General features: G+C 38.4%; 13 protein-coding genes. 7 read left to right on the top strand and 6 right to left on the bottom strand.

From position 1 onward, the window contains the following. Window positions 1–138 precede the first annotated feature (138 nt). Window positions 139–1,389 (bottom strand): OmpA family protein, encoded by a 1,251-nt coding sequence (locus tag ACFSR3_RS13245; RefSeq protein WP_379821586.1) that lies wholly within the window; start codon window positions 1,387–1,389, stop codon window positions 139–141. A gap of 94 nt (window positions 1,390–1,483) precedes the next feature. Between ACFSR3_RS13245 and ACFSR3_RS13240 the strand changes: the two genes are divergently transcribed. Further along, entirely contained in the window at window positions 1,484–2,845 is a 1,362-nt protein-coding gene (locus ACFSR3_RS13240; RefSeq protein ID WP_379821584.1) for an NAD-dependent succinate-semialdehyde dehydrogenase, read from the top strand. A 59-nt stretch (window positions 2,846–2,904) separates the two neighbouring features. Here ACFSR3_RS13240 and ACFSR3_RS13235 read toward each other — a convergent pair whose 3' ends face one another. The 4 genes from ACFSR3_RS13235 to uvrA form a co-directional block, all read right to left on the bottom strand. Next, window positions 2,905–5,310: an alpha-ketoacid dehydrogenase subunit alpha/beta gene (locus ACFSR3_RS13235; protein WP_379821581.1), complete on the bottom strand. Its 2,406-nt coding sequence runs from the start codon at window positions 5,308–5,310 to the stop codon at window positions 2,905–2,907. A 179-nt stretch (window positions 5,311–5,489) separates the two neighbouring features. Then, window positions 5,490–8,324 (bottom strand): aminopeptidase, encoded by a 2,835-nt coding sequence (locus ACFSR3_RS13230; RefSeq protein ID WP_379821580.1) that lies wholly within the window; start codon window positions 8,322–8,324, stop codon window positions 5,490–5,492. A 95-nt stretch (window positions 8,325–8,419) separates the two neighbouring features. Beyond that, on the bottom strand, window positions 8,420–9,142 hold the full coding sequence (locus ACFSR3_RS13225) for an LOG family protein (RefSeq protein ID WP_379821578.1): 723 nt from the start codon (window positions 9,140–9,142) through the stop codon (window positions 8,420–8,422). Between the two features lie 35 nt (window positions 9,143–9,177). Then, window positions 9,178–12,009, bottom strand: a complete 2,832-nt coding sequence (gene uvrA, locus ACFSR3_RS13220) for an excinuclease ABC subunit UvrA (protein WP_379821576.1) — start codon at window positions 12,007–12,009, stop codon at window positions 9,178–9,180. Window positions 12,010–12,168: 159 nt separating this feature from the next. Here uvrA and ACFSR3_RS13215 point away from each other — a divergent pair, with 159 nt between their 5' ends. The 4 genes from ACFSR3_RS13215 to ACFSR3_RS13200 all read left to right on the top strand — a co-directional run bounded on the left by ACFSR3_RS13215 (window position 12,169) and on the right by ACFSR3_RS13200 (window position 15,335). Next, a complete protein-coding gene (locus tag ACFSR3_RS13215) occupies window positions 12,169–12,516 on the top strand; it encodes a nuclear transport factor 2 family protein (RefSeq protein ID WP_379821575.1) in 348 nt (115 codons plus the stop codon). Next, window positions 12,516–13,109 (top strand): hypothetical protein, encoded by a 594-nt coding sequence (locus tag ACFSR3_RS13210; RefSeq protein ID WP_379821573.1) that lies wholly within the window; start codon window positions 12,516–12,518, stop codon window positions 13,107–13,109. The genes ACFSR3_RS13215 and ACFSR3_RS13210 overlap by 1 nt, the downstream gene beginning before the upstream one ends. Further along, complete coding sequence (locus ACFSR3_RS13205) at window positions 13,094–13,588, top strand: GyrI-like domain-containing protein (RefSeq protein WP_379821572.1); 495 nt, start codon at window positions 13,094–13,096, stop codon at window positions 13,586–13,588. Before ACFSR3_RS13210 ends, ACFSR3_RS13205 begins: the two co-directional genes overlap by 16 nt. A gap of 124 nt (window positions 13,589–13,712) precedes the next feature. After that, a complete protein-coding gene (locus ACFSR3_RS13200) occupies window positions 13,713–15,335 on the top strand; it encodes an ABC-F family ATP-binding cassette domain-containing protein (protein WP_379821569.1) in 1,623 nt (540 codons plus the stop codon). 57 nt (window positions 15,336–15,392) lie between these two features. On the opposite strand, the gene ACFSR3_RS13195 is transcribed toward ACFSR3_RS13200, so the two are convergent. Beyond that, window positions 15,393–15,563 carry a hypothetical protein gene (locus ACFSR3_RS13195; RefSeq protein ID WP_379821568.1) on the bottom strand — a complete coding sequence of 57 codons (171 nt, stop codon included), beginning with the start codon at window positions 15,561–15,563 and terminating at the stop codon, window positions 15,393–15,395. Between the two features lie 186 nt (window positions 15,564–15,749). Between ACFSR3_RS13195 and pyrR the strand changes: the two genes are divergently transcribed. Together pyrR and ACFSR3_RS13185 are read left to right on the top strand one after the other, a co-directional pair. Continuing rightward, entirely contained in the window at window positions 15,750–16,283 is a 534-nt protein-coding gene (gene pyrR, locus ACFSR3_RS13190; protein WP_114756779.1) for a bifunctional pyr operon transcriptional regulator/uracil phosphoribosyltransferase PyrR, read from the top strand. Between the two features lie 24 nt (window positions 16,284–16,307). After that, window positions 16,308–17,237 (top strand): aspartate carbamoyltransferase catalytic subunit, encoded by a 930-nt coding sequence (locus tag ACFSR3_RS13185; RefSeq protein WP_379821566.1) that lies wholly within the window; start codon window positions 16,308–16,310, stop codon window positions 17,235–17,237. The last annotated feature ends 95 nt before the right edge of the window (window positions 17,238–17,332 follow it).

The following is a 17,332-nucleotide window of genomic DNA, read 5'->3' as shown; positions in this document are numbered from 1 at the left end:
AAGTTCAGACAACTTGAAAATGCCTGAACTTTTATCAAATTTGTATAATCAAAAAATAGTCAACCTATTTTAGGACTAGTCAGAAGCATAAAAAAATCCCCCGCCTAAGCGAGGGATTAGTCTAACCTTTGAAAGTTATTATTTAATGATAAATGTAACTCTTCTCACTACCTGACGGGCTTGTTTATTATCTTTATTTACTGATGAATCCTCACCATTTGCAATAATATTCAGTCTTGAACCGTCTATACCTGAATCAACAAGTATCTTCTTAACGTTTTCAGCTCTTCTTTGTGATAGTTGTTTATTATAATCACTGTTACCAATTTCGTCAGCATATCCTATAACATCAGCTTTAGCAGATGGATTCTCTTTCAGGTATTTGATCAGGAAGTTAATACCGGCTGTAGATTGTGCATTAGGCATGTCTTTGTTGAAATCGAAATATGCATTAACATAACCTCCGTTAATAAGTCCTTGTAAATCTGTACCTGTAGTTGTTGTGTTGGTTTTTGTTTTGTTTTCAATGTAAGATTCTAACTCATCAGGTACACCATTGTTGTTTAAATCTACGGCTCTACCTTTAGTGTCTACAGCTACACCAGCTGTTGAATTTGGCTCTACATCAAGATAATCAGGAACTCCATCTTTATCAGAATCGTTCATCATAGTTTCTACTGAACCAATTCTTTCTTCAAGTGCTGCTAGTTCATCTGTCTTAACATCTGTTACCCAGTCAGCATGTTTTTCATGACCACCCAGATAAAAAGTAAGACCAAGTGTACCGTTCAGAATAAGTCCATCAACAGTTGTGCTAGTTTGAGACATTCCATCGAAATTCCAGTTTTGGAATCCATTTGCAATTCCTGTTACATCACCTGTTAGAACAACGTGGTCGGATAGTTTAAGCTGGGCTGTAAAACCTCCGATAAGATTAGCTCCCCAGTCTTCTCCGTCAAATCCATTATCGGCTTTTAACTGGTAAACACCTCCACCTGCGTGCATTAATAAACCGATGCAACTCGTCCAGTCTTCAAAATTTAATACTCTTCCCAGGTTTACAACCCCCTGGATATCTCCTCTTAGGTAAGTACTTTCAAATTCCGGAGTTTCATCGTTGTTTTCAAATTTGTTGTAACCAAAATCCAGTTTTAAACCGAATTTATTGTTAAACATGTACCTTGTTCCAAGATCTACAGTAAAGAAATTTACACGGTCTGTTGTAAATCCCGGTGTAAACGTCCTGAAGGGTTTATTTGCACCGCCGCTTACCTCAATAGACCATTTATTAAAGTCTTGGCCATCTGCAGTCATTTCCTGTGAATCCTGTGCTTTTAAACTTGCCGATGTAAGGCAAACTAATAATAAAGGGAATGCAATTTTCTTCATAATATTGGTTATTGTTTTGATGATTTTTTTTGTAAAAGTAGTAATTTAGAAAAATGAAAAAATCAAGGTTTCTTAATGTAAAATACTGTTAATCATGCGAAAAACCATAAAAACAATAAACCCTTTTAACAATAATTTCATAGCGAACTACCAGTGTTTAAATGGGGTAGAGATTTCGGACGCCATAAGCATTAGTCAGATAACCTTTACACATTGGAAAAATACAAATGTTAAAGAGCGCGTAGATTTTATCAAAACTTTAGGATTTGTTTTAACAAAACAACAACATTTACTGGCTAAAACCTGTGTTTTGGAGATGGGAAAACCTTTAAAACAGGCTCTTGCCGAAGTACAAAAATGTGGTATATTGTGCGATTTTTATGCCGAAAATGCAGAAGATTTTTTAGCTCCTGAAACCATAAAATCTGATGCTGCCGAAAGCTATGTTACTTATGAACCTCTTGGTGCTATATTGGGCGTAATGCCGTGGAATTTTCCTTACTGGCAGGTGTTCAGATTTGCTGTTCCTTCAATTCTTGCAGGTAATACCGTTTTGGTTAAGCATGCATCAAATGTTGCCGGTTGCGCTCAATTATTGGAAGACATTTTTTTGGAAGCCGGATTTCCGAAAGGAGTATATCAAAACTTACTGATTGCGAGTGATCAGGTAGAAGAGGTTATCAATAATCCAATCATAAAAGCTGTATCCCTTACCGGAAGCGAAAAAGCAGGTGCTGCTGTGGCTTCTACAGCTGCTAAACAAATCAAGAAAGCTGTCTTAGAATTGGGAGGCAGTAATGCTTTTATCGTCTGCAAAGATGCTAATGTAGAAGATGCTGTATCGGTTGCTGTTACTGCCCGAATGCAGAATACAGGTCAAAGTTGTATAGCAGCTAAGCGATTCTTGGTGCACGATTCTGTATTTGATGTTTTTCTGGATAAGTTCAAAGCTAAAGTTGAAGCATTGAAGTCAGGAGATCCAATGTTGGAAACTACTGATATTGGTCCACTAGCTCGTATTGATCTGGCAGAAGATGTTGAAAAACAGGTAAACAAATCAATTGAAATGGGAGCTAAGATTGTGACAGGCGGTAATAGAGAAGGAGCTTTTTACAGTCCTACTGTTCTTATAAATGTTACAACTGACATGCCGGTATTTAAAGAAGAAGTTTTTGGGCCTGCTGTTCCTGTAATGCCTTTTTCATCTTTTGAAGAGGCAGTACAATTAAGTAATCAATCTGAATTTGGACTTGGTGTAACAGTTTTTTCCAAAGACGTTGAAAACATTAAAAGCAAAGTTCATTTGTTTGAAGAAGGTGCGGTATTTATCAATGCAATGGTTAAATCAGATCCGGCATTGCCTTTTGGAGGGGTAAAGCGTTCAGGCTACGGACGAGAGTTAGCTGAAAACGGAATAAAAGAATTTGTGAATGTAAAAACAATATACATTAAATAGATAAAAATAAAACGCCCAACAATATGTTGGGCGTTCTTATTGTATTCAAATTGTACCGATTAGTATAATTTAGGGAATTCATTAGGTTTTGCTTCGTGCATAATAGCATATACTTTCTCGAATACGTCTTCTGAAGAAGGCTTAGAGAAATAATCACCGTCTGTTCCGTATGAAGGGCGGTGCGCTTTAGCGGTAAGCGTTTCAGGTTTGCTGTCAAGGTGTTTGTAAGCATTTTGCTCTTCAACGATTTGCTGAAGTATATAAGCAGATGCACCTCCGGGAACATCTTCATCAATGACAAGAAGCCTATTTGTTTTAGCTACACTTTTAACAATATCATGATTAATGTCGAAAGGGAGTAATGACTGAACGTCAATAATTTCAGCATCGATTCCTACTTCAAGCAATTCCTTTGCAGCCTGCTCAACGATACGTAATGTTGAACCATAAGAAACAAGCGTAATATCTTTACCTTCTTTTAGTGTTTCAACAACCCCAAGAGGTGTTTTGAATTCACCTAAGTTAGATGGCATTTTTTCTTTTAAGCGATAACCGTTAAGGCATTCAACTACAAGAGCGGGTTCATCAGTAGTTAATAAAGTATTATAGAAACCGGCAGCTTTAGTCATGTTTCTTGGTACAAGCACATGGATACCGCGGATAGCATTGATGATCATCCCCATAGGTGAACCTGAATGCCATATACCTTCCAGCCTGTGGCCACGTGTTCTGATGATGAGTGGCGCTTTTTGTCTTCCTGCTGTTCTGTACTGAAGCGTAGCAAGGTCATCACTCATAATCTGAATTGCGTAAAGTAAATAATCCAGATATTGTATTTCAGCAATAGGGCGAAGGCCTCTCATTGCCATACCGATTCCCTGTCCAAGGATAGTAGCTTCACGGATACCTGCATCACAAACACGGAAATCTCCATATTTTTCCTGCATACCTTCAAGTCCCTGGTTTACGTCTCCAATATTACCACAGTCTTCACCAAAAACAAGTGCTTCAGGGTATTTACTGAATATAGCGTCAAAGTTATTACGCATAACCATACGACCGTCAGCATCTTCAGCATCATCGTTGTATTGAGGTAGTACTTCTTTAATATTTAGCGCATTCTTATCCGATTGAGAGAATAAGTGAGAGCTGTATCTCGGTTGTGTCTTTTCTGTGTAATCCGTAATCCACTGTGCAAGGATATTTTTGCCATTCTCTTTTACGATAAGGCGAAGGATCTTTCTTGCAGTAACCAACAGGTCTTTTCTTATCGGTTCTTTGATAGCTGATAACTCAGACACATATTTATCAATAAAGACTTTATTTGGACTTTGAGCAGCAATGCTGTTAAGTACAGCTAAAAGTTCTTTTTGTTCTTCTTTTATCGGATTAACATAAGCCGCCCATGCTGCTTTTTTACCTTCAAGGACTTCTTTTTTAATCTGTTCTTCAATGGTGTCAAGTTCTTCTGTGGTAGCCATATTGTTTTCAAGCATCCACTTTTTCATTTGAGCGACACAGTCATATTCAGCTTCCCATGCAAGGCGGTCAGCATTTTTGTAACGTTCATGCGAACCTGAAGTTGAGTGCCCCTGAGGTTGTGTTAGTTGGTAAACGTGAATAAGTACCGGTACATGTTCTGTACGTGCTATTTTGGCTGCTTTTTCATAAGCTGCTATAAGCTCAGGATAATCCCATCCTTTTACCTTTATAATCTCATAACCTTTACCATTCTCATCTCTCTGGAAACCTTTAAGGATTTCAGATATGTTTTCTTTGGTTGTCTGGTAGCGTGCGTGAACAGAAATTCCATATTCATCATCCCATACACTCATTACCATAGGAACTTGTAGAACACCTGCAGCATTGATAGTTTCGAAAAATAAACCTTCAGAAGTACTTGCATTCCCTATTGTCCCCCATGCAATTTCATTTCCATTGATTGAAAAATTGGTTTTATTTTCTATACCTGTAACGTTACGGTATATTTTAGATGCCTGTGCTAAACCAAGAAGTCTTGGCATTTGTCCAGCAGTAGGAGAGATGTCAGAACTTGAGTTTTTCTGTAACGTAAGGTTTTTCCAGTTACCGTTCTCATCAAGACTATGCGTAGCAAAGTGCCCGCCCATCTGCCTTCCGGCAGACATTGGATCGTGATTTAGGTCACTGTGTCCGTAAAGTCCGGCAAAAAATTGCTGTATATTAAGTTGGCCAATAGCCATCATAAAGGTCTGGTCTCTATAATAGCCGGAACGGAAGTCCCCATTTTTAAAGGCTTTAGCCATAGCAAGCTGTGGTACTTCTTTTCCATCGCCAAATATTCCAAATTTAGCTTTACCTGTTAGTACTTCACGGCGTCCTAAAAGGCTACATTCTCTGCTGGTTACAGCAATCTTATAGTCGTTTAGTACTTCAGTTTTGAAGTCTTCAAATGAAATCGATTTTTTTGTTTCTGTATCTGTCATAAAACCGGTTTAGTGGAAGTACAAATTTAGTTAAAAGAATGATATAGTAGCATAACATCAAAAAAAAATGATTTCAGTTTTGATAATAAAAGTTTCGATGTGTATGTTTTGAATGTTTTTATCTCATCAAAAACACATAAAAAATGTTTTTTGTGTAATTTTTAGAGGCTATTTTGTGTTTAGAGCCATTTTCTGGTAAACAATCCTACAAGTGTACTTGGACTTATGGTTACGACAAAACGTATCTTTTGGTCATAATTGCCTAATCCGGGTTCAAAACCATTACTTGAATATATCGGAAAATACAATTCAAAATAGTCAGGAAGAATATTTAGGCGTACACCACTATCGTAAACAAACTCAGCATCGGTATAATGACTCTTTATAAATCCTGCATCACCATACACTTCAATCCAGTTCCATATATTAAAACTGGCGTTAGCCGTTGTCATCCATTGATTAGCATATCGGTTATCAAGTTTTGATTTAAAACCTCCTTCAGCTATAACATATTGCTGACTGAACAATCCTGTGGTTTCTGAACGTCCGTAGAGACTATAGTCAAACATATAATCTGTAGGCCTGTCCAGTCCGAAACTAAAGAATTCAGAATCAGTGCTGCGATATATAAATGCACCGGCATACAATCTCAGGTTAATACGTCTGTTATCATTAAAAAGCCTTCTGTATTGTATTTCTCCCGAAACCTTTCCGAAAGATCCTGATAATTGAAGATCAGTAAAAAAATTGTAATGACGTATTATTTCAGATTCATACCTGCTGTATCGAAGATTAAATACAGAATAGTTTTCATTTTGTTCATCAGTGGCGATGTAAGCAGACTTTTCCCTGTTAACCAATACCTGTCTAACTAAAATGCTCTGTTTTTTATTCTCACGATAATCGTCTTCCCGTAAACGGAAAAGCACCGATGGATTGAATTTCAAATAGCGGGCATCAGGAGCATAATGATATCTAGAACTACCTACTGCATATCGTATACTGTATAGTTGTCCTTTTCGGATGTATTGATTAAATAATAATGAAAACGAACCTATAAGCTCATTGGTTTTGATAGAGTAGGTTGGTTCGATGTCAAAGATAAATGGCTTGTCAAGTAATGATTTATTGTGAAAGCGTAAGCCCGGCGAGAATCCATCATATATATTAAATACAAAGCTCGGTACGTAAAATATCTGATTATAATTTGGATCTTCAATATCCTGGAAGAAAGTAAATTTTAAAGGTTTATTGTTGGGGAAGAATTTATCCAGTCTTTTCCAGTTATTACGCCTGTTGAATTCCGGAATTTCATTATTAAAGTTAAGAGCAAGCCTGTCGGCATCCTGTCTGGCTACAGTTAAAGTAGTATCGGTCTTTATACCCTCAAGCCATTGTTTGAAAACAACTTTTCCTTTTTTAAGACCATATAAAGATACGGGGACTTCTGTATTTTTTCTGTTTTTAATAGTTATTTTAAGTGAATCCTTTTCTTCTACGACATTCTTAAATTTAAAATCAATTATATCTCGTGTATCGACAACAGTATCGAAAAACCAATCGGTATTTTTTGTGGTTTTGCTATTAAGTATATTTTTAAAATCATTCCTGTTTGTAACTCTGCTGCTCAGGTTTACTTTATAAAAATCAGTGAGTGTAGCAGGAACTATATTTTCGCCAAGGTAATCGTCCAGATAATACATGCTTAGGCCAGCCCTGTATTTTCCTGATATTTGTTCATTGAACTTTATGAAAGTATTTTTAGGATCACCTATTGGCTGATCGAGGTTTTTCCTTGCTGTAAGCAGATAAACATAGCTATACTGATCATTAAAATCCATTTTAAATATCTTATGCCCTTTTAAGATACCCCAGTTAGACAGCTTGCCCATCATTTTTCTGTCAGGGTGGTATTGTTCAATGTACTTTATCATCAGTTCAATCTGGATGGCATCATATATCCAGTTGTCCTTACGCGGATCGAGTTTTAACGTGTTTTTCAGGTAATTATTTAGATATGTCTTAAGGAATTTGATCTCAAAAATAAAAGAGTCAGGATAGGGGCTGATAAACGCAGGTAGCTGATTAATACCATACATAGGGTTACGGTCGTAATCAGTTTGGGTAACCATTATTTTTTCAAAAGGATATGAACCCAGTTTATCCTGCGTAAATAATGCTATCTGATTAATGATCGTATTTTTTTGAACTTCCGTAACACGGCCATCCCAAAAATTACAAACTACAGTAGCGTTTTCGGTTTTAAAGTCTTCAAACCTGTCAAACTGATCTAACGCAATGGTGAAACCTAAACGGTTATTCCCTTCAAGTTCATATACCCATAAACCTTTCTTATCATATTTGTCGTGTTCATTAAGATCAGTGGTGAGATAGTAGTTTTTTGGAACTGTAAGGTTTATATAGTAATCAGACGTTGCGTTGGCAATGTCGTCAAGGTTTTCATTGCTATATTGCGCAAACTGATTGTTTTCAAAACGGGCAGGAGTAAGAAACCAGTCTTTGAGTATGAATGATTTTGTTTTATCATTGTAGCCATAGCGTGTAAACCTGTCAGCAGGAATCTTAACGTGGTAGTTAATTGTAATTTTAAATTGCCTTCCCGGAAGGATAGGTGAATTAAGACGAAGCTCAACCAAATCAGGATGTCCTTCAGGTCTTTGCCATGGAATACTAAGGCTGTACTGATCGCTTACAGAATGTATGGTCGTATTACCACGATCATTATCACTTGCTAAATGAAATGCTCTGACAAATTCATCGGAAAAACGCTTTGCTAAAGGGGTGTCTTTAGCTGAATAAGCATTATTCCAGTCGTTAAGAATGACGGAGTGTAGTGTGTCGTTTGTTTGATTATTAAAAGTTATTTCTTGTTTTACTGCCAATACCTGCTTTTCGGTATCTACTTCAGCAAACATCCTGACAAGATGCTGTGAATGTAGCTGTACCGAACATAACAGTAGAAGTATGAAAAAAAAATGTCTTTTAATTTCCAATTGCACTTAGAGATTTACCCGTTAAACTTTTTATAGTAGGTGTAAAATCAGGCGAAGGGTTGCTTCGCCTGATGTTAAATATATAGCGCAATATATTAAAAGTTAGGACTAAGGCTGTATTTCTTGTAAAAGTTATCTATAATCTCTACAACTTCTTCAGCTGTGTCTACAACTTTTATAAGGTTAAGGTCTTCAGGATTAGCATTATGGTGTTTTTCAATCAAAACGTTTTTTATCCAGTCCATCAAGCCTCCCCAAAACGAAGATCCAACAAGAATGATAGGAAATTTAGCAATCTTTTTAGTCTGAATAAGGGTTAGTGCCTCGAACATCTCGTCGAGTGTACCAAAACCACCGGGCATTACCACAAATGCCTGAGCATACTTAACAAACATTACCTTTCTTACGAAAAAGTAATCAAAATTTACGTTTTTGTCGTGGTCGATATAAGGATTGAAGTGCTGCTCAAAAGGAAGTTCAATATTTAGTCCCACTGATGGGCTGCTACCCTGGCTTGCACCTTTGTTACCGGCTTCCATGATACCGGGCCCACCACCGGTAATAACGCCATAACCGGCATTAGATACTTTGCAGGCAATCTCTTCAGCTAAAAGATAATAGGGATCTTCAGGTTTTGTCCTGGCAGAACCGAATATCGAAACACACGGACCAATTCTGGCCATAGTTTCGTAACCGTTTACAAACTCTGCCATTATCTTAAAGATAACCCACGAGTCATTACTTCTTATCTCATGCCAGGATTTTTGCTTTAGGCTGTCGTTAATCCATTCGTCGTCGTTTTCAAACTTTTCTTTCATGGCTTTTTAAACTAAATAATGAGTAAAACAGGTTTCTAAGATAGTTCTTTTTTCAGGAAATGCGCGGTGTAGCTTTTTTTGTTTTTAGCTACCTCCTCAGGTGTTCCTTTGGCAATAAGCTGTCCTCCGCCTTTACCACCCTCATAACCAATGTCTATGATGTAGTCAGCCAGTTTAATAACGTCAAGATTGTGCTCAATAATTAGTACCGTATTTCCTTTATCTACAAGTTTATTAATAACCTCCATTAATACACGGATATCTTCAAAGTGAAGTCCCGTTGTAGGCTCATCAAGAATATAAAATGTATTTCCTGTATCCTTTTTTGAAAGCTCTGTTGCCAGTTTAATACGCTGTGCCTCACCACCAGAAAGGGTAGTACTCTGCTGTCCAAGCGTAATATAGCCAAGCCCCACATCCTGTATGGTTTTTATCTTTCTATAAATCTTAGGTATGTTTTCAAAGAATGGAACGGCTTCGTCAACCGTCATATCCAATACATCCGAAATTGATTTTCCTTTGTAACGTATTTCAAGCGTTTCACGGTTAAAACGTTTGCCCTGACAGGTTTCGCACTCTACATATACATCCGGCAGGAAGCTCATTTCAATAACACGTAATCCTGATCCTTCACAAGTTTCACAACGGCCACCGCTTACGTTAAAGCTGAAACGTCCAGGTTTATAACCACGGATCATAGCCTCAGGTGTTTGTGTAAACAGTGATCGTATTTCTGAGAACACATCTGTATAGGTTGCAGGGTTAGACCTTGGTGTACGCCCGATAGGTGACTGGTCTATATCAATAACCTTGTCGATATGTTCAAGGCCTTCTATTTTCTTATAAGGTTGTGGTTTTTTAACGCCGTTAAAGAAGTGTGCATTCAGGATAGGGTATAGCGTTCCGTTGATTAGTGTCGACTTACCACTTCCTGAAACTCCTGTAACACATATCATTTTTCCTAATGGAATTTCTATAGAAACGTTTTTAAGGTTGTTTCCTGTTGCGCCGGTAAGTTTTAAGGTTTTACCATTGCCCTCACGACGTTTTTTAGGAACTGCTATTTCTTTCTCACCGTTAAGGTAAGCTGCTGTAAGCGTATGTTCTTTCAGTAGTTCTGCCGGAGTGCCTTCACTAACAATCTGTCCGCCGAAACGTCCTGCAGCAGGGCCGATGTCAATTACATAATCAGCACGCTCAATCATGTCTTTGTCGTGTTCTACCACAAGTACCGAGTTTCCGATATCACGTAATGATTCCAAAGATTTGATAAGCTTCTCGTTATCACGCTGGTGAAGTCCGATGCTCGGTTCATCAAGGATATAAAGCACTCCTACAAGCTGTGATCCAATCTGTGTTGCAAGCCTGATACGCTGTGCCTCACCCCCTGAAAGTGTTCCAGAACCACGGTTCAGCGACAGGTAGTTCAATCCTACGTCAACAAGGAAACTAAGGCGTGCCTTGATTTCTTTTACAATTTCCATCGCAATCACTTTCTGTTTTTCAGAAAGGTTATTGTCAAGTTCTTCAAACCATTCGGCAAGGTCTGAGATATCCATCGAAGAAAGCTCAGCAATGTTCAGTCCGTTTACTTTAAAGTTCAGGGATTCCTGTCGTAGTCGTGTGCCGTGGCATACAGGGCAGTTTACCTCGTCCATGAAATCTTTGGCCCAACGCTTTAGCGACGAACTGTTGCTGTCGTCATATTGGCTTTTGATAAAGCTGGCAATACCTTCGAAATCAATTTTGTATTCACGGTTTACACCTAGTGATTTTGAGTTGATTGAAAATTTCTCCTTACCACCATTCATGATCATATCCATCGCTTCTTCAGAGATGTTTTCGATAGGATCCGTAAGCTTAAAACCAAATTTCTCACCGATTACTTCAATCTGCTTGAAGATCCATGAGCTTTTATATTCGCCAAGTGGCGCAAAACCGCCCTGCTTAACGCTAAGTTTAGGGTTAGGTATGATCTTTTTTATGTTAATCTCATTGACAGTTCCCAAACCGTTACAATGCGGACAAGCTCCTTTAGGGGAGTTGAACGAAAAATTATTCGGTTCAGGATTAGGGTAAGAGATACCCGAGGTAGGGCACATCAGGTTACGGCTATAGTATCGTGCTTCATTGGTGTCGTGCTCAATAACCATCATTACATCCTCACCGTGATACATCGCTGTTTTTATGCTTTCGGTAAGGCGTTTGTCTGTATCGGCAGAGGCATCAACCGCCATACGATCAATAACCGTTTCGATATCGTGATTTTTGTAACGGTCGAGTTTCATTCCCGGTTCGATATCTTTTATTTCGCCATCCACACGAACTTTAAGGAAGCCCTGTTTGGATATTTGCTCAAAAAGTTCACGGTAATGCCCTTTACGGGTGCGGACTATTGGGGCAAGTATGGTAATACGTTTACCGTTGAATTTCTCAACGATAAGTTCTTTTATCTGGTCGTCGCTGTAGCTCACCATCTTTTCACCGGTAACGTAGCTATAGGCATCTGCTCCACGGGCATAAAGAAGACGCAGGAAGTCATAGATCTCTGTAATGGTACCTACAGTAGAACGCGGACTCTTGCTGGTTGTTTTCTGCTCAATGGCAATAACGGGACTAAGGCCGTCGATCTTATCTACATCAGGACGTTCCAGTCCGCCAAGGAACTGACGCGCATAGGCAGAAAACGTCTCGATGTAGCGGCGCTGCCCTTCGGCATAAATGGTGTCAAAAGCCAGCGATGATTTCCCTGAACCCGAAAGCCCGGTAATCACAACAAGTTTTTCACGCGGTATGGTAACATCAATATTTTTAAGGTTGTGCGCACGGGCGCCTAACACTTCAATAGTCTCAGTAGTATCTAACATAGCATTTTTGTGCAAAACGCAAAGGTACTCATTTTTAAGCAGTTTTTATATATAGGTGAGGAGTAAGGAATTGTTAAAGTGGGAATGAAACTTATGATGTTTAAATATGTTTTAATTTATGGCTCTTGAGTATATTTGATGTCATCAAACAACAAACAAATGACTCAAAACAAACAAACCGTACAAAAGTACATGGATGGTTTTAATGCCGGTGACCATGAAACTATACTTTCAACCCTTACCGATGATGTAATATGGTATATGCCGCAATTCATCAATCTGCAGGGTAAGGAAGCTTTTGATAAGGAAATTGCCAATGATGCTTTCACAGGATTACCAAAAATCACAATTAGCAGAATGACCGAAGAAAACAATGTTGTGATTGCTGAAGGAGCTGTGCAATGTTATTTCAAGAATGGAGACTTACTGGATGCTGTTTTTTGTGACGTTTTCGAAATGGAAAACGGACTTATCAAAAAACTTACAACGTATCAAATGAATAAGTAATGATTGTAGCATGTCTTGAATTTATAATAACCGTGATTCATTCAGTATTATTAGCATTAGTATATTCGGCTGTTGTGCTTTCAATTGTACTGATTGTCAATAAATTTTCAAAAGCTGGTTTTCTTTCAGTTGTCAACAAGAACAAGATAAAATTTTGGACATCGGTTGCATTCGTTCTGTTTATAGTTTTGATGTGTTACAGGTTTTCGTACGGCAGGGATAACGGATTTGGAGAGACAGTTCAAGTGCCGGTAGGTTATGATCAGCATGTGTATTGTGCTGATGGGTTTATGGTTTATTTTTATCCTGTAAAAGACAATATATCAAATAGCTTAAGGATTAACAATTATGCTGTAAAAGGGAATCAACTGTGTGCAGTTGTATCACATGAAGATTCTTCTGAAAGTCCGAAATATGATTATGTCGTTTACAATTTAGAATCAGGAAAAAGCAAGCCTGTTAAAACTGTTTCAGAATATACCGAATATGCAAAACAGAATGATTTGCCTTTGCCAAACCAATTCAGGAGTTTTGCTTATTATTACAGGAAATTTTCAGCAAGGCCACAATGGCAAAAATGGCTGTTACCATAATTATGACCCCAACTATCCAAACCATCCCATCCAAAAAACTAATTGGCAAATGGCTTACCATGACCTTTGCCGAAAACAAAACCTTCGAACTGTGGAGCAGTTTTATGCCGCAGCGTAAAACGATTACCGGTGTAATCAATCCTGAGCAGATGTATTCACTACAGGTATATGGTAAGGATTTTTTTAATCCTTTCAGTCCGCATACACAATTCATAAAATGGGCAGCGATTGAAGTTCAGGACTCAGCCCCTGTACCAGAAGGGATGGGAGTTTTTATAATTCCAGCAGGGCAGTATGCTGTGTTTTATTATAAAGGGTCACACAAGAATGGGTTTGATGTATTCAGCTATATTTTTGGAGAATGGCTGCCAGCTTCGGGTTATGAACTTGACAACCGTCCGCATTTTGAAATAGTTGGCCCTAAATACAAAAACGGCGATCCTGATTCGGAAGAGGAGATATGGATTCCGATTAAGTAATGAAGGTATAAGTTTTTAGGCAAAAGGCAAAAGTTATTAGAGGTAAAATTTAAAATCCGGTAACCATCAACCGACAACCTAAAAACCAATTTTTTTCACTACTTTTGCAAAAATTTTTCAGAAAATGCTATCAGTTTCAAATCTATCGGTTCAGTTCGGAAAGCGTATATTGTTTGACGAAGTAAACACAACTTTTACCCATGGCAACTGCTACGGTATCATTGGTGCTAACGGTGCAGGAAAATCTACTTTCCTGAAAATATTGGCAGGTGATATCGATCCTACATCAGGTCACGTACACCTTGAGCCTGGCAAACGTATGTCGGTACTTAACCAGAATCACAATATGTTTGACGAGCACACCGTGCTTGAAACCGTAATGATGGGTAACAAAACCCTTTATGCGGTTAAGAAAGAAATGGACGAGATTTATCTTAAGCCTGACTTTTCTGATAAAGATGGTGAAAGAGTAGGAGAGCTTCAGGTTATTTTTGAAGAGATGAATGGGTGGAATGCTGATTCTGATGCGGCATCAATGCTTTCTAACTTAGGTATAGGTGAAGAATTCCACTATACATTAATGGGCGAGATGGATGGTAAGCTTAAAGTACGTGTGCTATTGGCACAGGCGTTGTTTGGTAACCCGGACGTACTTATCATGGATGAGCCTACCAATGACCTTGACTTTGAAACTATCGCATGGTTGGAGAACTTCCTTGCAAACTATGATAATACAGTAATCGTTGTATCGCACGACCGTCACTTCCTTGATGCTGTGTGTACACATATATCAGATATCGACTTCGGTAAGATCAATCACTTCTCAGGTAACTATACCTTCTGGTATGAGTCGAGTCAGCTTGCTGCAAGACAACGTGCCCAGCAGAATAAAAAGGCTGATGAGAAGAAGAAAGAACTTCAGGAGTTCATTATGCGTTTCTCTGCCAACGTTGCGAAGTCGAAACAGGCTACAAGCCGTAAAAAAATGCTTGAGAAACTTAAGGTTGATGATATCAAGCCTTCAAGCAGAAGATATCCTGCGATCATCTTCGATCAGGAGCGTGAGGCAGGTGACCAGATTCTTAACGTAAAAGACCTTAGCGCATCTATTGATGGTGAGGTATTATTTAAGAATGTTGACCTTAACATGGCTAAAGGCGATAAGATCGTGGTATTCTCTAAAGATTCACGTGCTACATCGGCTTTCTATGAAATTATAAATGGAAACATGACTCCGGACAGCGGTTCGTTTGACTGGGGTATCACTACTATACAATCATATCTTCCGGCTGATAACCACGAATTCTTTGAAAATGACCTTACACTGGTTGACTGGCTTCGTCAGTGGGCTAAGACAGAAGAAGAGCGTGATGAAGTTTACATCCGTGGATTCCTTGGTAAGATGATCTTCAGTGGTGAAGAGGCACTAAAAACAGGTCGTGTATTATCAGGAGGTGAAAAAGTACGTTGTATGCTTTCGCGTATGATGATGCTTCGTGCTAACGTGCTTATGCTGGATGAGCCTACAAACCACCTTGACCTTGAGTCGATCACCGCGTTCAACAACTCATTGAAAAACTTTAAAGGTTCGGTATTGTTTACAACGCATGACCACGAGTTTGCACAAACTGTTGCTAACAGAGTACTTGAGATCACTCCAAATGGTGTTATAGACAGTTACATGACATTCGATGATTATCTTGATGATGAGAAGATTCAGGAACTGAGAAAGAAAATGTACAATTAATATACAAAAAACCCGTAAGCAATGCCTACGGGTTTTTTTATTACCAATAAAGAACGATTATTTCCTGAAGCGGCTAATTACCCAGATTATAAGTACAATTACGGCGATTACTATAAAAATTCCAACACCCATACCGGCCTGGAAAATATCGCCTACAAGCTCGCAGCTGGTTAACATAGTACCGAATAACAATGCGAGGAATCCTAATTTAAATATTCTGCTTTGCATGATTTTTTTGTTTTTTAGGTTATTAATCTAAAGTTACCACTGCAAAAACCGAATTTTGTTAAAATTGAATCAATTGTAAAAACATTAAGATGTAAAAGGGAGTAAGATTGGTCTAATTTATTGCTTTCATATTTTTTCTAAATCCATTTTTTACCTACTTTTACAATCCAAACACAATACCGCATTATGAGCCACAAAATATTGCTTACTTCAAGAGAAGTCAATATCATTCTACACCGTTTGGCCTGCCAGTTGATTGAAAAACATCTTGATTTTTCAGATACCGTACTTATTGGTCTTCAGCCACGCGGACGTTTTCTTGCTGAGCGAATAAAACAGCTTTTGGAAGAAGAATACAACGTGTCAGGCATACAGCTTGGTTTTCTTGATATAACTTTCTTCAGGGATGATTTTCGCCGTTCAGACAAGCCTCTTGAGGCAAACAAGACAGAGATAGATTTTCTTGTTGAGAATAAAAAAGTGGTATTTATTGATGATGTTCTTTACACGGGGCGCAGTATACGTGCCGCGCTTACAGCAATACAATCATTCGGACGTCCGTCAGAAATTGAATTGCTGGTGCTGATTGATCGTCGTTTTAGCCGTCATCTGCCAATACAGCCTGATTATCGTGGGCGCCAGGTTGATGCTATCAACGATGAAAAAGTAAAAGTGACCTGGAAAGAAAATGAAGGGGAAGACAGTGTTTATTTAATATAAGGCTTAACTGCAACAGTAACAACAATGAAAGAATTAAGCGTTAATCATTTATTAGGGATAAAATATATCAACAAGAACGATATTGACCTTATTTTTGAAACTGCCGATCAATTTAAAGAAGTAATTAACCGACCAATAAAGAAAGTACCTTCACTTAGGGATATTACAATAGCTAATATTTTCTTTGAGAACAGTACACGAACAAAACTGTCTTTTGAACTGGCACAAAAAAGGCTTTCTGCTGATGTAATAAGCTTTTCGGCAGCTCAGTCTTCGGTTAAGAAAGGTGAAACGCTTATCGATACTGTAAACAATATTCTTTCGATGAAAGTGGATATGGTGGTTATGCGTCACGAAAAGCCGGGAGCTGCACACTTTCTTTCGAGAAATGTTAATGCAAGCATAGTGAATGCCGGAGATGGTGCACACGAACATCCAACACAGGGTCTGCTTGATTCTTATACAATCCGTGAAAAGCTTGGTGGTGTTGAAGGTAAAAAAGTTGTTATCGTTGGCGATATCCTTCACTCAAGGGTAGCTCTTTCTAATATATTCGCACTACAAATGCAGGGTGCTGAAGTTAAGGTTTGTGGGCCGAATACGCTTATACCGAAGTATATTGAATCACTTGGAGTAAAAGTTGAACCAAACCTTCGTAAAGCATTAGAATGGGCTGATGTAGCCAATATGCTAAGGGTTCAGAATGAAAGACTGGATGTGAATTATTTCCCGTCAACACGTGAGTATGCACAGCAGTATGGAGTTGATAAAGCTTTACTTGATTCATTGGATAAAGAAATAGTAATCATGCACCCGGGGCCAATAAACCGTGGTGTTGAGATTACAAGTGATGTTGCTGACTCACAGCAATCAGTGATTCTTGATCAGGTTGAGAATGGTGTTGCAGTAAGAATGGCTGTTATTTATCTTTTAGCCTCTAAGATCAAGCAATAATTTAGTTTTCAGTCGCCTGCCGGCAAAGGCAGGTCACAGTCACAGTTTACAGCCAGGCTGTTTAAATTTATATTCAACTTTGTACCTTAGTAACT

This window comes from Flavobacterium suzhouense (assembly GCF_042684765.1).
GTDB lineage: Bacteria > Bacteroidota > Bacteroidia > Flavobacteriales > Flavobacteriaceae > Flavobacterium > Flavobacterium suzhouense.
The sequence above is the reverse complement of the archived record's forward strand: the minus strand, read 5'-3'. Positions and strand labels throughout refer to the sequence as shown.

What these genes read in the sequence shown, in the direction of transcription:
- ACFSR3_RS13245 (WP_379821586.1), bottom strand. Translation starts at nt 1,389, where the DNA reads ATGAAGAAAATTGCATTCCCTTTATTATTAGTTTGCCTTACATCGGCA.
- ACFSR3_RS13240 (WP_379821584.1), top strand. Translation starts at nt 1,484, where the DNA reads ATGCGAAAAACCATAAAAACAATAAACCCTTTTAACAATAATTTCATA.
- ACFSR3_RS13235 (WP_379821581.1), bottom strand. Translation starts at nt 5,310, where the DNA reads ATGACAGATACAGAAACAAAAAAATCGATTTCATTTGAAGACTTCAAA.
- ACFSR3_RS13225 (WP_379821578.1), bottom strand. Translation starts at nt 9,142, where the DNA reads ATGAAAGAAAAGTTTGAAAACGACGACGAATGGATTAACGACAGCCTA.
- uvrA (WP_379821576.1), bottom strand. Translation starts at nt 12,009, where the DNA reads ATGTTAGATACTACTGAGACTATTGAAGTGTTAGGCGCCCGTGCGCAC.
- ACFSR3_RS13215 (WP_379821575.1), top strand. Translation starts at nt 12,169, where the DNA reads ATGACTCAAAACAAACAAACCGTACAAAAGTACATGGATGGTTTTAAT.
- ACFSR3_RS13210 (WP_379821573.1), top strand. Translation starts at nt 12,516, where the DNA reads ATGATTGTAGCATGTCTTGAATTTATAATAACCGTGATTCATTCAGTA.
- ACFSR3_RS13205 (WP_379821572.1), top strand. Translation starts at nt 13,094, where the DNA reads ATGGCTGTTACCATAATTATGACCCCAACTATCCAAACCATCCCATCC.
- ACFSR3_RS13200 (WP_379821569.1), top strand. Translation starts at nt 13,713, where the DNA reads ATGCTATCAGTTTCAAATCTATCGGTTCAGTTCGGAAAGCGTATATTG.
- ACFSR3_RS13195 (WP_379821568.1), bottom strand. Translation starts at nt 15,563, where the DNA reads ATGCAAAGCAGAATATTTAAATTAGGATTCCTCGCATTGTTATTCGGT.
- pyrR (WP_114756779.1), top strand. Translation starts at nt 15,750, where the DNA reads ATGAGCCACAAAATATTGCTTACTTCAAGAGAAGTCAATATCATTCTA.
- ACFSR3_RS13185 (WP_379821566.1), top strand. Translation starts at nt 16,308, where the DNA reads ATGAAAGAATTAAGCGTTAATCATTTATTAGGGATAAAATATATCAAC.